The 13690-nt window shown below is 38.7% G+C and carries 12 protein-coding genes; 5 read left to right on the top strand and 7 right to left on the bottom strand.

Features of this window, described 5'->3' with window-relative positions; all coding sequences use genetic code 11:
- Positions 1 to 122: 122 nt before the first annotated feature.
- Positions 123 to 1313: a restriction endonuclease subunit S gene (locus J7E57_RS05250; RefSeq protein ID WP_215125901.1), complete on the bottom strand. Its 1191-nt coding sequence runs from the start codon at positions 1311 to 1313 to the stop codon at positions 123 to 125.
- A complete protein-coding gene (locus J7E57_RS05245; RefSeq protein ID WP_215125900.1) occupies positions 1310 to 2794 on the bottom strand; it encodes a class I SAM-dependent DNA methyltransferase in 1485 nt (494 codons plus the stop codon). The genes J7E57_RS05250 and J7E57_RS05245 overlap by 4 nt, the downstream gene beginning before the upstream one ends.
- 201 nt (positions 2795 to 2995) lie before the next feature.
- Between J7E57_RS05245 and J7E57_RS05240 the strand changes: the two genes are divergently transcribed.
- The 4 genes from J7E57_RS05240 (at position 2996) to J7E57_RS05225 (ending at position 5036) form a co-directional block, all read left to right on the top strand.
- Positions 2996 to 3331, top strand: coding sequence for a YegP family protein (locus tag J7E57_RS05240; RefSeq protein WP_215125899.1), 336 nt, complete (start codon positions 2996 to 2998; stop codon positions 3329 to 3331).
- A gap of 291 nt (positions 3332 to 3622) precedes the next feature.
- Positions 3623 to 4027 (top strand): hypothetical protein, encoded by a 405-nt coding sequence (locus J7E57_RS05235; RefSeq protein WP_215164930.1) that lies wholly within the window; start codon positions 3623 to 3625, stop codon positions 4025 to 4027.
- Positions 4028 to 4031: 4 nt separating this feature from the next.
- Positions 4032 to 4604 (top strand): hypothetical protein, encoded by a 573-nt coding sequence (locus tag J7E57_RS05230; RefSeq protein WP_215125897.1) that lies wholly within the window; start codon positions 4032 to 4034, stop codon positions 4602 to 4604.
- Between the two features lie 3 nt (positions 4605 to 4607).
- On the top strand, positions 4608 to 5036 hold the full coding sequence (locus tag J7E57_RS05225; RefSeq protein WP_215125896.1) for a protein-export chaperone SecB: 429 nt from the start codon (positions 4608 to 4610) through the stop codon (positions 5034 to 5036).
- Between the two features lie 364 nt (positions 5037 to 5400).
- Here J7E57_RS05225 and J7E57_RS05220 read toward each other — a convergent pair whose 3' ends face one another.
- A complete protein-coding gene (locus J7E57_RS05220; RefSeq protein WP_215125895.1) occupies positions 5401 to 6396 on the bottom strand; it encodes a virulence RhuM family protein in 996 nt (331 codons plus the stop codon).
- A 1-nt stretch (position 6397) separates the two neighbouring features.
- Positions 6398 to 6724 (bottom strand): type I restriction-modification system subunit M N-terminal domain-containing protein, encoded by a 327-nt coding sequence (locus tag J7E57_RS05215; RefSeq protein ID WP_215125894.1) that lies wholly within the window; start codon positions 6722 to 6724, stop codon positions 6398 to 6400.
- Positions 6725 to 6938: 214 nt separating this feature from the next.
- Here J7E57_RS05215 and J7E57_RS05210 point away from each other — a divergent pair, with 214 nt between their 5' ends.
- Positions 6939 to 7685 (top strand): hypothetical protein, encoded by a 747-nt coding sequence (locus J7E57_RS05210; protein ID WP_215125893.1) that lies wholly within the window; start codon positions 6939 to 6941, stop codon positions 7683 to 7685.
- Between the two features lie 124 nt (positions 7686 to 7809).
- Here the strand turns inward: J7E57_RS05210 and J7E57_RS05205 are convergent, their stop codons facing one another.
- The 3 genes from J7E57_RS05205 to J7E57_RS05195 all read right to left on the bottom strand — a co-directional run bounded on the left by J7E57_RS05205 (position 7810) and on the right by J7E57_RS05195 (position 13679).
- A complete protein-coding gene (locus J7E57_RS05205; protein ID WP_215125892.1) occupies positions 7810 to 8370 on the bottom strand; it encodes a hypothetical protein in 561 nt (186 codons plus the stop codon).
- A gap of 715 nt (positions 8371 to 9085) precedes the next feature.
- Complete coding sequence (locus tag J7E57_RS05200; RefSeq protein ID WP_215125891.1) at positions 9086 to 10492, bottom strand: TolC family protein; 1407 nt, start codon at positions 10490 to 10492, stop codon at positions 9086 to 9088.
- A complete protein-coding gene (locus J7E57_RS05195; protein ID WP_215125890.1) occupies positions 10479 to 13679 on the bottom strand; it encodes an efflux RND transporter permease subunit in 3201 nt (1066 codons plus the stop codon). The genes J7E57_RS05200 and J7E57_RS05195 overlap by 14 nt, the downstream gene beginning before the upstream one ends.
- Positions 13680 to 13690: the final 11 nt, after the last annotated feature.

The raw sequence follows: 13690 nt of genomic DNA, 5'->3' as shown, positions 1-13690 counted from the left end.
CCGTCTGTCATTCTGAGCGCAGCGAAGAATCTTTCCAAAAAAAACACTTATAATATCTTCAAGCTCACTAGAGGAATAGAGATACTTCACTACTTTCAGTATGATAAAACCTTAATAACTACCTAATTAAACATCTTTTGTAATAATGCCTGAAATAAATTTTCTGATGCTTTTATCTGCGCCTTAACTTTCTCTTTTTGTAATTCGATGTTTTTAATTTGCTCGTCGAATTGGTTTTGGAGAGCGATTGGGGGATAAATTATTGGAATAGCCCTAACAGCGTCTTTTGTAATTGTCTTGGTTACAGCACCAAAAACCCTTTTTTTAATTTGGTAATCACCATATTCAGATTTTAGAAAATAATAGATAAAGATAGTATTCAAATCTTTAAATCTTAGCAGAAACGAGTTCATACCTAATGATACTGGTCTATTTAATTGTGGCATCAAGTATACATTTCCTGCACTTCCAATTTTATTAATTATAATTTCTCCACCAAACACCTTGGACTTCTCTAAGAAAAAATATGCTTCTTCAGTGATGTAATTCACATCTGTAAAATTATTATTCTCAAGGTCAGTAGTTCTTACCATTATTGCATAATCTTTATCCTTCGAAAGCTTAACTTTTTTACTCAAAATTTCATAACTACCGTTAGCATGATAATCCGTTAAAACATTAGTGAAATCTCCCAAATTTCTCGTCTCCCACCCTTTTTCATTTTTAACAGGATCGCCGAACATATCAATAAAAAGACTTTGTGCTAAAGCATCATAATGTTTTAGCATTTCTAAGTCTTTTTTCCGTAAAGCATCTGCTTTATCTAAAATTTCGGCAATTTGTTTTTGAATGGGTAATGGAGGAAGAGGAATTTGACAATCTTTTAAATAGCGTTCAAGTTGAAGATTTATTATTCCCGTAGTCTTATTCTGATATTTTAAAGTTTCGCCTGTCAAGTGATTATTGAATAAATACCAGAATACAAATTTGGGATCTATATTATATGGCCTTAATCCACTGGTAAAATTATTGCATAAAAAAACATCGTTAGCATTGTCAAAATAAACAACTCTTCCAACAGGTTGCTTAGGACTTCCCCCAGATTTTTCAATAATTGTGTCGCCGACTTTTAATGCTTTTTGATCAATTTTTTTTATTGGAATATCTCTTTTTACTACATCAGTATAGTTAATCGAACCATCATTATTAAAATTTGTAGTTCTTAAAACATTTATATTACCTTCCCCATCACCCCATTCACCTGAAACAGCTTTTGAAATCAATGTTGATAGCTTTACTCTTTCCCACTTCATATCAATTCTTGCGCTAGCATAGTTTTCAAATCAGTCATCAGAGCCGTTCTTTCTTCATCTAAAACCGAAATCTGGCTAATAATGGTTTCAGGTTTTTCATACGTTTTTTCTTCATGCACCACTTCTTTATAGCGGTTAATGCTTAAATCGTAATTGTTCTCTTGTATTTCTGCTACAGGCACAAAAAAGCTTTGCTCAGTACGGCTACGATTTTGCTCTATGGCGGCGGTGCGGTTATGCCAGCGGTTTACAATGTCTGGTATATTGTTTTCAGTTATAATCTGCCGTTTATCGTCCAGACTTAATCCGTCTGCTTTCATATCATAAAACCAAACTTTATCAGTCCCACCTGCACCTGTTTTGGTAAAGAACAAAATGGCTGTGCTTACTCCTGCGTAAGGTTTAAACACACCACTCGGCATACTGATCACTCCTGTTAACTGGTTATTTTCTATAATTTCTTTACGGATCTGTTTGTGAGCGTTGCTGCTACCAAATAAAACACCATCAGGTACAATTACGGCTGCACGGCCGCCTACTCTAAGTCCACGTAATATTAAAGCCAAAAAAAGCAATTCAGTTTTAGTGGTTTTAACCACGCTGCTTAAACTGCTGTCAACCGCTTCTGCATCTAACGAGCCTTTAAAAGGCGGATTAGCGAGGATTAAACTTGCCTGGCCCTTGAAACCGCTATTGGCCTCACTCAAAGCATCAACATCAATAAGTTTTGGATGCTCTATACCATGTAAAAGTAAATTCATAGCACCAATGCGGATCATCGTCGCATCGAATTCCATTCCCAAAAACATATCGCCTTCGTAGCGTTTGCGGGTGACTTCGTTATTCAATATATCCGGGTTTTGCTCCAACACATATTCAGCTGCTTTCACCAGGAAACCTGATGACCCTGCCGATGGATCACAGATGGTATCTTCAATAGTGGGCTGTGTCATCTCCACCATCATCCTAATGATGTGGCGGGGTGTACGGAACTGCCCGTTGGTCCCTGCAGTGGCTATTTTGCTTAATAAATATTCATAAACATCACCTTTGGTATCGCGGTCGTTCATATCTACTGCTGACAATAAATCGACAACCAATTGCAGTAAACGAGGTGTAGGAATCATAAAAGTGGCTCCTTTCATATATCGGTTAAACACCGAATCGCTTGCCGCACCTTTATTCTTCATAAAATCGAAAACACCATCTACTTTACGGAAATGTTCGAACATTTCTTCAGCACCCAAATCTTTAAAAACGCTCCAACGGAGGTTTTGCTCTTCGGCTTTATAAATGGGATTGGTAACGGTTGTACCTAAGATCCTTGCTTTATTGTCTTGCAGAATTTGCAGTTCATCTAACCGTCTAATAAAAAGAAGATAAGTAATTTGTTCAATAACAGTTAAAGGATTTGAAATTCCTCCTGACCAAAAGGTTTCCCAGATTTTATCTATTTGTGATTTTAACGATGAGTTTAGCATGAATATTTTTGATTAATAGTTTGCAAAGCTAATATAAAATCAGTTTTTAATAAGGCAAAATAAAGGCTAGTTATATCTTTTCATCATTACCCTTCCATCCCTTTGAGTAGTAGCGTTATTTAATTCTTTCACCTAACAATCTCCTGTGCAAATACACTGCATAGGTGCCATTCATCTTTGGATTATAAAGAAAAGAAAGTTATGAACAATCCAAAGTTTCAGATATTTCAGAGTTCAAGGAATTCAGAATATTATTACAGGTTAAAATCGGTTAATGGTGAAATTATTTTAAGTGGTGAGGGCTACAAGAGCAAACAAAGCTGTAAAGATGGAATCGCAAGTGTAAAAACAAATGCACCTTACGACAACCGTTACGAAAGAAAAGACGCACTTAGCAACTACACTTTTAACTTAAAAGCAGCTAATGGCGAAATCATCGGAAAAAGTGAAAGTTATACCACATCTGCTGGCAGAGAAAATGGTATTGCAGCTGTAAAACGCGATGCGCCAAATGCTCCGACCGAAGATTTGGCTTAACGTAAAAACTTTAAACGAAAGGAGGTATTTAAAATGGCGAAGAAATCATCTTATCGGGATGCTGGTTCAGGTCAGTATGTTAAAAAAACATACGCAGACAAACATCCAAAGACGACTGTTAAGGAGACCGACAGGAAGTCTAAATAGTGATTGAGACATAGAGTAATTCTCTATGTCTTAAATTTTTCTATATTCTTAAATAAACATATTATTTCTTTTCTATCAGTTTAAATTAAAAAAAATGTTTTTTTTCAATTTAAATTTGCACCTTGGGCTTATCTAAATAAATAAATGAGTCTGCTCTCTCAAAAATCCGAAATGAACTATTCTTCTGCAGAATATCTACAAAAAGGATATTTCTATTGTTCAGCCGTACACTGCGCTTATTATAGTTCCTTACAATTGATGCGGCATATAATCATACATAAAATTGGCAAAAGTGCTCTGCAGATCAAACAAGAAAGCGGAAACGACCCCGAAAACAGGGGGTTCCACCAATATATGATTAAACAAACAGCAGATTATCTTTATATTAAAAACAAAAAAGACATGGCTCTGTTTGTTACTAACATGAACAGCCTTAGAAAGCTAAGAGTAGCTTCTGATTATGAAGAAGTTAACATAGATATCAGCAAAGGAAACAATTCAATTTTGCTGTCGGAATCTGTAAACAAAATACTTAAAACCATTCTCTAAACATATGGGGCCTAAAGAATATATTACTACTAAAATGGAACAACTTATTAAAGAGTTCGATACTTTAAAAATAAGTTATAGCTTCCATGAGCTCACTGATACACATTCTGTAGAAGTTATCCCTAATGAGTCTTATCATAACAATAATGAGTTTAAGAATTGGGAGATAGATTTTGTCTATGATTTTATGAATCTTTTCCCGAATGATAGCATTTGTGTTCTTACAGATGATTCTATAATGCCGATTGAAAATATCGAATTTTATTACGAAGGAGAAAACTATAATTGTCATTCAAAGCACATGTCTACAATAGTGGAAAATGAACATGTCTTCGAAAGTAAATTTTACGAAACTTTTGAATCAATCTTTAATACCCATAAACCGCAAATTGAAGGTGAATTCAGTTTTAATCAGCCGCTTATAGATGTCAACAGTCTTCCATCGATATTTAATCAAAACTTTCAAATCCCAAAATTCTTTTCGTCAAATTCTTTTATCTCTGATAAAGAAAAGATTAATTCAGCTGACAATTTCGGCGAATTTAGTGAAGAAAATAACTACTCATTTGCCGCTTAACGCATGTCAGGAAAACCATCATTTCAAATTTCGGATATCCATCTCTTAGAAAGTCATTTCAAAAGAGATAAAGATATTGAATTCAATCATTCTTATAAGAATAATGTTTCTATTGAAACTGGTCACGATTTTGAACAAGTAACAAATAGGCTCAGTATTACAGTTATATTAAATTATTCGGCTGGCTTCAAGGGAAAAAAATACATCACAGCTAAAATAATTATGTTAGGAGTTTTTAGTTGTTCGCCTGATGCCCAACTATCCGTCGACCAATTCTCTAAAGCAAACGGACCAGCAATTATGTTCCCTTTCCTAAGAGAACATTTAGCTTCTATATCTTTAAAATCCGGAGTAAAACCAATAATCTTGCCTGCAATTAATTTCATTAAATTGGTAGCTGAGGATAAAATAAAGAACATTACCAAAAAGTAACTAATACTATTCTCAAATACAGTAAATAAATTCAAATACAGATTCACAGTGCCACCAATCTTATTAAATACCTAACTCAGCCTAAAATAACAACAAACTCAACCTTCCTCTACCACCCAGCTTAACTTATCCCCTTGCTCCATTACCTCGCTTTCCACTTTAGGCTGCCCCACAAAATCTACGATTACACCGTCCTTTACATGCAGGGCGTGAATAATTTTACCCGCATAATAACGCCGGTCGGCAAAGCGGGCAGTACCGTAAAAAATGAAATGCCCATGGCGAAGATCAAGGCTTTATCGCCCTGGTGGTATCTCCCAACCATTCTACACCAGAATTTTTATACGCTTCGTATCTCTTCAGCTTAATTTCCATCATTCTTATTTCTAAGCTGTTTAGTGCTTTGTTCCAAATGTTTTACGAAGTCTTGCTCTGCTTTAGAGAGTTCGTTTTTCAGGCTTTCTTTATAGCTGGTGTATTCTTCTTTGGCTTTGTTTAAAGCTTGTTGGTGGCTAACCGTACCGGCATGGGTTAAAATATCATTACCCGTCATTTTCAAAAAATCGTCAACCCGTTGTAACCAATCTTGCATGTACATGGGTTTGCGGTTTAAGGCCTGTAGTTCGGCTACCTCCAAATAAGCCGTTACCATTCTGTTAAGCACGTTGAGTTCTTGCTCGTTTAAATAATTTTTGGCTACTGCAATTTCTTGTTGGGTAGGCTGTACGCCTTTAAAGTTAGTTAAGCCTAAAAAAGGTTTTGCAGCATCAATTCTACTATAAACCACTTCTGCAGCAGTTTGTCCATGTGCCGCCCAATGCATTTTGTTTTGTATGGTTTTAAAAAAGGTTTGCGAGGTTTCGGTATTCGGGTCGTAATCTATACTCGTAGCATAAACATCCAATACTTTGCGCCAAAATACTTTTTCAGAAGAACGAATGTCTCTAATGCGCGCTAATAACTCATCAAAGTAATCGCCACCCCCTGCTTGTTTCAGCAGTTCATCGTTCATGGTAAAGCCCTTTACCAAATATTCTCGTAACCGGGCTGTTGCCCATTGCCTAAACTTGGTACCCTGCAAGCTTTTTACGCGGTAACCAACAGAAATAATTACATCAAGGTTGTAGTAGTTAAACGGTTTTTGCTGAAATTCGGAATTTCCGAATTTCTGCATAGTGGTGCTTTCTTCCAACTCTTTTTCTTCATAAACGTTTTTAATGTGTTCGTTTATGGTCGATTTTGCCTTTCCAAAAAGTAAGGCCATTTGATCTTGCGTTAGCCAAACGGTTTCATCTTCTAAACGAGTTTGTATCTTGGTTAGCCCGTCTTCAGATTGGTATAAAATTAATTCTGAATTCATATTAAGCAAGGTTTAAAATTTCACGGATTAGACCATCACTTTCATTTTCTAGTGCTAAAATATCGGCAGTTACTTCTTCAATTGCATCAGCATCCTCTTCTTCACCCCGGTAACTTTTAAGTTTTATACTGAAACAGGAATCGATTACATCTTTACCATCTTTGATGTATTTCTGCTCAATGCCCCAACTTTTACCATAAGGTGGATTCGACAAGATAAAACCGAAAATGATATCAAGATACTTTCCACGAACATAAACATCTCGTAAACAATCGTCTGCAATTGACCAGATAAAAGAAACTAATTTATTATGTGCTGCGGTATTCATTGTATGATTTTAAGGTCACAAAATAGCGTTTTTTTAACGATTAAACTTAATCCATTAACTGTTAATATGCGCTAAAATTTATGATTTAAAAAATGAATTTTTTACGGTTTCCCGTACCTCTCTTAAAAAAACAACCTATTATTTTAGTTGTAAAATAAATAATACTATATTACAACCAATTAATATACTTTATTTACTTTTAAAACTACAAACAATGTCTAAAATGAACGACACCGGCCACGCCAAAAACGTTGCCAATTTCGAAACTCTCCTGGCTTACTTAACCGGTTACGGCACCGTGTATAACCCCAGTAATGTAAACATCCAGTTAACCAGTTTAACCGAAAAAGCCACCGCAGCCAAAACCATTAGCGAGCAAGTGCACGATGCTGCCGCCAAAAACAGCAATGCTGTAGCCCTTCGCGATCTGGCTTTTCAGCCTTTAAAAAAGCTGAGTACCCGAATTGTAAATGCGATAAAAGCGAGCGATGTAGCGCAGCAGGTAATTGATAATGCCGTTACCCACAACCGCAAAATTCAGGGCCAAAGGGCATCGGTAAAGTTAACAGAAGAAGAAAAACAGAAACTGGCAGCAAGCGGCACTATTGTTAACCAGGTATCGGCCTCGCAACAAAGTTTCGATAGCCAGCTCGATACCTTCGATAAACAGATTAAACTGTTAGCTACCATCCCCAGCTATGCGCCCAACGAAGTAGAGCTGCAACAGGCCACCCTTACCACTTTGTACAACGATTTATTGCAGAAAAACCGCGATGTGGTAGCCAAAACATCCGAGTTGAGTACCCTTCGCCTTAACCGCAACAAGATTCTATACGATGCTAACACAGGTATAGTTGCACTCGCTTTAGATGCCAAAAACTACAGCAAATCGGTATTTGGTGTGAACACCCCGCAGTACAAGCAAATTTCGGGCATCCCGTTTAAAACGGTAAAAATTTAGCCTATCATGAAAAAAAATCATCCCATCCCAATGTACATCTTAAAACAGCAACTCGGTTGCTGTTTTTATTTAAAAGACATCCTGCAAACTGTTAAACTGCATTTATAATGTTCTTAACTGCAAACTAAAAACAACCTCCCTCTCCTATAAAGTTGTTAACTGCGTTGGTAAAACTATCAATTGCAAGTATAAACCTGCCAACTGCTAATATAAATTTGTTAACGGCGCTTTTAGAACTGTTAACTGCAAGCATAGAACTATCGACTGCAAGTATAATGTTGTTAACTGAAAGTTTAGAACTATTAACTGCAAGTTCAGAACTTTTAGCTGCGCTAACAATGCTGTCATCGGCAAGCATAAACCTACCAACTGCAAGTGTAATGTTGTTAACTGAAAGTTTAGAACTATTAACTGCAAGTTCAGAACTTTTAGCTGCAAACATAAACCTACCAACTGCAAGTATAATGTTGTTAACTGCGCTGATAGAACTGTTAACTGCACCATTAGAACTATCGACCGCACAGCCAAAACATACTCCTGTAGAACGGTCGTTATTGCGAGGAAGAACGAGAGCCTGCCCGACTTTTTCGGGGAAGCAATCTTTAATGTTTGCGATCCTTACCACAAAGATTGCTTCGTCGGCTTTCGCCGGAAAAAGCACGGAAATCTGCGCACCCCCTCTCATTACCCCACAACCCAAGGCAGGATCAAGTGCGAGCGCTGGGACAAGTAAGGGTAAGAGCCTCGATACTGCCGCAATTAAGATTTCCGTAGGTTTTTACAAGAAAGGATGCAAGCCTTGATTTTTGGTTACCTTTTTATCAAGAAAAAGGTAAGAGCCCCTCGGCGGCGGTGAGCCGAGGCAAGCCAGAGCGAAGGGGACTTTATAGCTAGTGAGTAAACACAAACAAGTGCGAAGCACTTACAGATCCTTCGTACCTCAGGATGACAAAAAACAATAAGGTAAGACCGAGCGAAAGCATTAAGATTCCCGCCTGCGCGAGATCCGATAGCTATCGGATGACGGGTTATGTTTATGAAAAGTTCAAAGATCTCTCCGCTACAGTCGAGATGACGATGCCCCCCGACTAAACTAAACCCGATGGAAGTGAGCATGCCGATTTTTCATCGGCAATAAAACGGACAGCGGGACTATCGGAACCGACTAGCACAAAACTGCTTTCCAAAAAAATAACCATATAAGAAATTTAAAGGTCATATAAGCTCAGCGCCTAAGATGTTTTTACATTTCTTATATGGTTAAAAATCAGTTCCTCCCCCCTGCCACAACACGACCGTCGCTCCCCCCTCCAAAGGGGGAAATAGCGAACGTTATAAACTTCGGATAGGTCTCTGACTTTGCAACTCCTTCTCTTTCGGGGAGGTTGGGGGGAGACTTTTTACTGCCAGCCGCCGCCTAACGAACGGTACAAACCAACAACTGCATTTAACTGCTCTGTTTTAATGGTAGTTAACTCCAGTTCGCTCTGCAATAAATTGCCTTGTGCGGTAATTACCTCTAAATAGTTAGCCATACCACTTTTAAACAACAAACTTGCATTTTTTGAGGCCTGTTGTAAAGTCTGCGCTCTTTTTTCAGCAATACTGTATTGTGTTTTTAACTTCTCAACTTTCGTTAACTCATCCGACACTTCGCCAACCGCATTTAATACCGACTGACGGAACTGGATCACCGATTTTTCACGATCGATTTTAGCCAGTGCTAAAGAAGTTTTTAACTGACCTCTTTGAAAAATCGGTTGCGTAATCCCTGCCCCAACCAAGCCAAACAACGATGCCGGTACATTAAACCAATTGCTTGCTTTAAAAGAGTTAATACCTCCGCTCGCGGTAATCACCAACGATGGATATAAACTGGCTTTCGCAACACCAACCTTTGCATTGGCAATAGTAAGCGCCAGTTCAGCACTTTTAATATCAGGCCTGCGGCTTAACATAGATGAAGGAAAACCTGCATTTAATTCTTGCGGAAGAACCATTTTATCCAAACGGCTTTCGCGGTTAATGGTTTTTGGCAAAGTACCGATCAATACACTTAAAGCATTTTCCTGTAAGGTTACATTCTGCTCCAAACGGGGAATCAACTGTGCCGCATTTAACTGTTGCGCCTGGGCCTGCTGAATCGCTAATGAAGTTACCTGACCAGCATCGAACTGTAAATTGATAATCCTAAGCGTACTGTCGTTCAGTTTTAAGTTCTTTTTGGCAATTTCCAACTGTGCATCAAGCATTAACAAATTGTAATACCCTTGCGCAACATTGGCCACCAAACGAGTTTGAACTGCTTTACGTGCCTCTTCTGTCTGCAAAAAACTGGCTAAAGCGCCAGCTTTTTGATTACGGATTTTGCCCCAGATGTCAGCTTCCCAAACCACACCTAGATTAGCATTGTAATCTTCGATGTGTGTTGAGCCTGTAAACTGGTTAAGGCTTAAACCATTTAAACTGTTATCGCTTGGGCGGCTAGAACTTGCCGCCACCTGCAATTTCAATTCAGGTAAATAACCCAATTTCGATTGTTTAAACAATACTTCGGCTGCATCGATATTTTTCAATGCAATCTGCATATCGTAATTTTTAACCAAAGCTGTATCAATTAAATTCTGAACAGTAAGGTCGTTGATAAAACTCTTCAATGGCATACCGCCAACACTCGAAGAATCTTTAGGCAATGAATTTCTGAATAAGCCTGGCGCAATATTGGGCAAGGCTGTATCTTTCGAAACCGAACATCCACTCCAGATTAAAGCAAGGAGCAGGATGGTAATGATATTAAACCGTTTCATAAACTACATGATTATTATTTACAGGTTCTCCATTGTGGTGAACAACCTCATTTCTTGATTTTTTTGATATTTTTTCCTGTAAAGCCTGGAAGATGACGAAGAGTACCGGAATGATAAATAAACCTAAAACTACACCCGATACCATACCACCTGCGGCACCGATACTGATGGAGTGGTTACCCTGTGCCGATGGACCTGTTGCAATACTCATCGGGAATAAACCAAACACAAAGGCAAGTGATGTCATAATGATCGGTCTGATCCTTAATCTCGCTGCTTCTATGGCCGAATCAACCAAACTAAGTCCTGCCTTTCGTCGCTGCACCGCAAACTCCACAATAAGGATGGCGTTTTTAGCCAGCAAACCGATAAGCATAATCAGCGCTACTTGTACATAAATGTTATTTTCGATACCGGTTAAACCCAATACCACAAACACACCGAATATACCTGTAGGGATAGAAAGTATTACCGCCAATGGCAGGATATAACTCTCATACTGTGCTGATAACAAGAAGTAAACAAACACCAAACAAAGCAGGAATATCACTGTAGACTGTCCGCCTGAAGAAATCTCTTCACGTGTTTGTCCCGAGAATTCGTAAGCATAACCGGTTGGCAATTGTTCTCTGGCCGTTTCTTCTATCGCTTTAATCGCATCACCAGAACTGAAGCCTGGTTTAGGGATTGCATTTACCTCGATAGAGTTAAACAGGTTATAACGCGAAGCCGTTTCCGAACCATATACACGGGTTAATTTAACCAGGGTACTGATGGGCACACTTTCACCCGCCTTGTTTTTAACAAACACACGGTCTATACTTGCAGGATCGGTTCTGTCGGCAACATCAGCCTGAACCACTACACGGTAATATTTACCAAAGCGGTTAAAATCTGATGCCTGTGCAGTACCAAAATAAGTCTGCATCGTTTGTAGGATATCTTTTTTGCTTACGCCCAACTGATCGGCTTTTTCATCGTTAACATCCAGTTGTAACTGCGGATAATCTGCTTTATAAGAAGTAAAAGCATAAGCAATAGCCGGTTTCGCCATTAACTTTCCGATAAAGTTATTCGCTACACCACTAAATTTATCCAGCCTGCCGTTTGTTTTATCCTGTAACATCACGTTCATGGCCTCCACATTACTAAAGCCCGGAACCGTAGGGAAACTGAATACAAAGAAAGTACCGGCAGATATGGCCGCCATTTTAGCCCTTACTATATTTTGTATCTCATCGATATTTTTTACCGCTCCTCTTTCGTCGTTTGGTTTTAACAATAAGAAAATCTGACCAGCTGACGGACTGTTTGATGCAGTTAAAAAGTTATAACCAGCCAACGACATCACAAATCTTGCTGATGGCATTGCCCTCAGCTCAGCTTCAGCCTGTTTTAATATTTTATTGGTATTGGCTAATGATGTTCCCGATGGACTGGCAACCGCGATAGCCACAAAACCCTGATCCTCTGTCGGGATAAAGCCTGTTTTTGTTCTACCTACCAGAAAAACAGTAACCAAAACGATTAAGGCAAGGCCGCCCATACTAATCCATTTGTTACGGATAAGCACTTTTAAGCCGCCAACATATCGGTTGGTCATATAATTGAAACCACCGTTAAAGCCTGCATAAAACTTTTCTACAAAACCTTTTTTAGGTGCGTTATGGCCACCTTCGGCATGTTTATTCTTTAAAAATAAGGCCGCAAGAGCAGGGCTTAAGGTTAAGGCGTTAACAGCTGATATAATGATGGCGATAGCCATGGTTAAGGCAAACTGTTTGTAGAAAATACCTGTAGAGCCGGTCATAAAACCAACCGGTAAAAATACCGCCGCCATTACCAGCGTAATGGATATAATTGCCCCGGTAATTTCACTCATCGCCTGGGTAGTTGCCTCCCTCGGACTAAGCGAAGGGTTTTCTTCCATTTTGGCATGCACCGCTTCCACCACCACAATCGCATCATCTACCACAATACCAATGGCCAGTACAAGTGCAAAAAGCGTTAAAAGGTTTACAGAGAAGCCGAACAACTGCATGAAAAAGAAAGTACCGATAATAGCCACCGGAACTGCTATAGCTGGAATTAAGGTAGACCTAAAATCCTGAAGGAAGATAAATACTACAATAAATACAAGTAAAAAAGCTTCTATCAAAGTGTGCTCCACCTGATTGATGGATTCATCAAGATCGGTTTTGGTACGGTAAAACTGATTGTATTTAATACCTGCCGGGAAATCTTTTGAAAGTTTCGCCAATAGTTTATCAATGGCAATCTGGATTTCATTGGCATTAGAGCCTGATAATTGGATTACACCAATGGTAATACCATCGTGTCCGTTTAAACGGTTTACACTACCATAACTGTAGGCACCCAGTTCTACACGGGCCACATCTTTTAAACGTAATATAGAACCATCAGAATTAGAACGGATCGCTATATTTTGATATTCCTCTGGTTTGGTAAGCTTACCTTTATATTTAATAATATATTCAAACGCCTCACTACTTCTTTCTCCAAACCTACCAGGCGCTGCTTCAAGGTTTTTGTCCTGAATGGCCGTGATCACTTCGTTGGGTGTAATTTTATAAGTAGCCAATTGACTTGGGTTTAACCAAATACGCATTGAATAATCTTTAATACCACCAAATACACTGGCAGAACCTACACCCGGGATACGTTTAAGTTCGGGAATGATATTGATCTGCGCATAGTTATTTACAAAAACGGCATCGTATTTTTTTGGATCTTCTGAGTAAATACCAATAGCGCCAATAAAACTATTTTGCTGTTTGGTAGTAGTTATTCCATATTGTACAACCTCTGCAGGTAACTGACTTGTGGCCTGCGAAACCCGGTTTTGCACATTAACAGCTGCCTGATCGGGGTTGGTACCTTGTTGAAAGTAAACTGTAATTGCCAAAGTACCATCGTTACTGGCGCTGGAGGTCATGTATGTCATGTTCTCTACACCATTAATGGCTTCCTCCAATGATGGAGTTACCGAACGTAAAATCGTTTCGGCATTGGCCCCAGGGTACACCGCGGTTACCAATACCGACGGAGGTGCGATATTTGGAAAGCGCTCTAAGGGCAACTTTGTTAAGCCTAGTATACCAACTATTACCAATAAGATGGAAATAACAGTCGAAAGTACAGGCCTGTCTATAAATTTCTGAAACATGACTTTTTAGA

Source organism: Pedobacter sp. ISL-64, from assembly GCF_018613605.1.
Classification (GTDB): domain Bacteria; phylum Bacteroidota; class Bacteroidia; order Sphingobacteriales; family Sphingobacteriaceae; genus Pedobacter.
This window is presented reverse-complemented; position numbering and strand designations above follow the sequence as displayed.

What these genes read in the sequence shown, in the direction of transcription:
- J7E57_RS05250 (WP_215125901.1), bottom strand. Translation starts at nt 1,313, where the DNA reads ATGAAGTGGGAAAGAGTAAAGCTATCAACATTGATTTCAAAAGCTGTT.
- J7E57_RS05245 (WP_215125900.1), bottom strand. Translation starts at nt 2,794, where the DNA reads ATGCTAAACTCATCGTTAAAATCACAAATAGATAAAATCTGGGAAACC.
- J7E57_RS05240 (WP_215125899.1), top strand. Translation starts at nt 2,996, where the DNA reads ATGAACAATCCAAAGTTTCAGATATTTCAGAGTTCAAGGAATTCAGAA.
- J7E57_RS05235 (WP_215164930.1), top strand. Translation starts at nt 3,623, where the DNA reads ATGAGTCTGCTCTCTCAAAAATCCGAAATGAACTATTCTTCTGCAGAA.
- J7E57_RS05230 (WP_215125897.1), top strand. Translation starts at nt 4,032, where the DNA reads ATGGGGCCTAAAGAATATATTACTACTAAAATGGAACAACTTATTAAA.
- J7E57_RS05225 (WP_215125896.1), top strand. Translation starts at nt 4,608, where the DNA reads ATGTCAGGAAAACCATCATTTCAAATTTCGGATATCCATCTCTTAGAA.
- J7E57_RS05220 (WP_215125895.1), bottom strand. Translation starts at nt 6,396, where the DNA reads ATGAATTCAGAATTAATTTTATACCAATCTGAAGACGGGCTAACCAAG.
- J7E57_RS05215 (WP_215125894.1), bottom strand. Translation starts at nt 6,724, where the DNA reads ATGAATACCGCAGCACATAATAAATTAGTTTCTTTTATCTGGTCAATT.
- J7E57_RS05210 (WP_215125893.1), top strand. Translation starts at nt 6,939, where the DNA reads ATGTCTAAAATGAACGACACCGGCCACGCCAAAAACGTTGCCAATTTC.
- J7E57_RS05205 (WP_215125892.1), bottom strand. Translation starts at nt 8,370, where the DNA reads ATGAGAGGGGGTGCGCAGATTTCCGTGCTTTTTCCGGCGAAAGCCGAC.
- J7E57_RS05200 (WP_215125891.1), bottom strand. Translation starts at nt 10,492, where the DNA reads ATGAAACGGTTTAATATCATTACCATCCTGCTCCTTGCTTTAATCTGG.
- J7E57_RS05195 (WP_215125890.1), bottom strand. Translation starts at nt 13,679, where the DNA reads ATGTTTCAGAAATTTATAGACAGGCCTGTACTTTCGACTGTTATTTCC.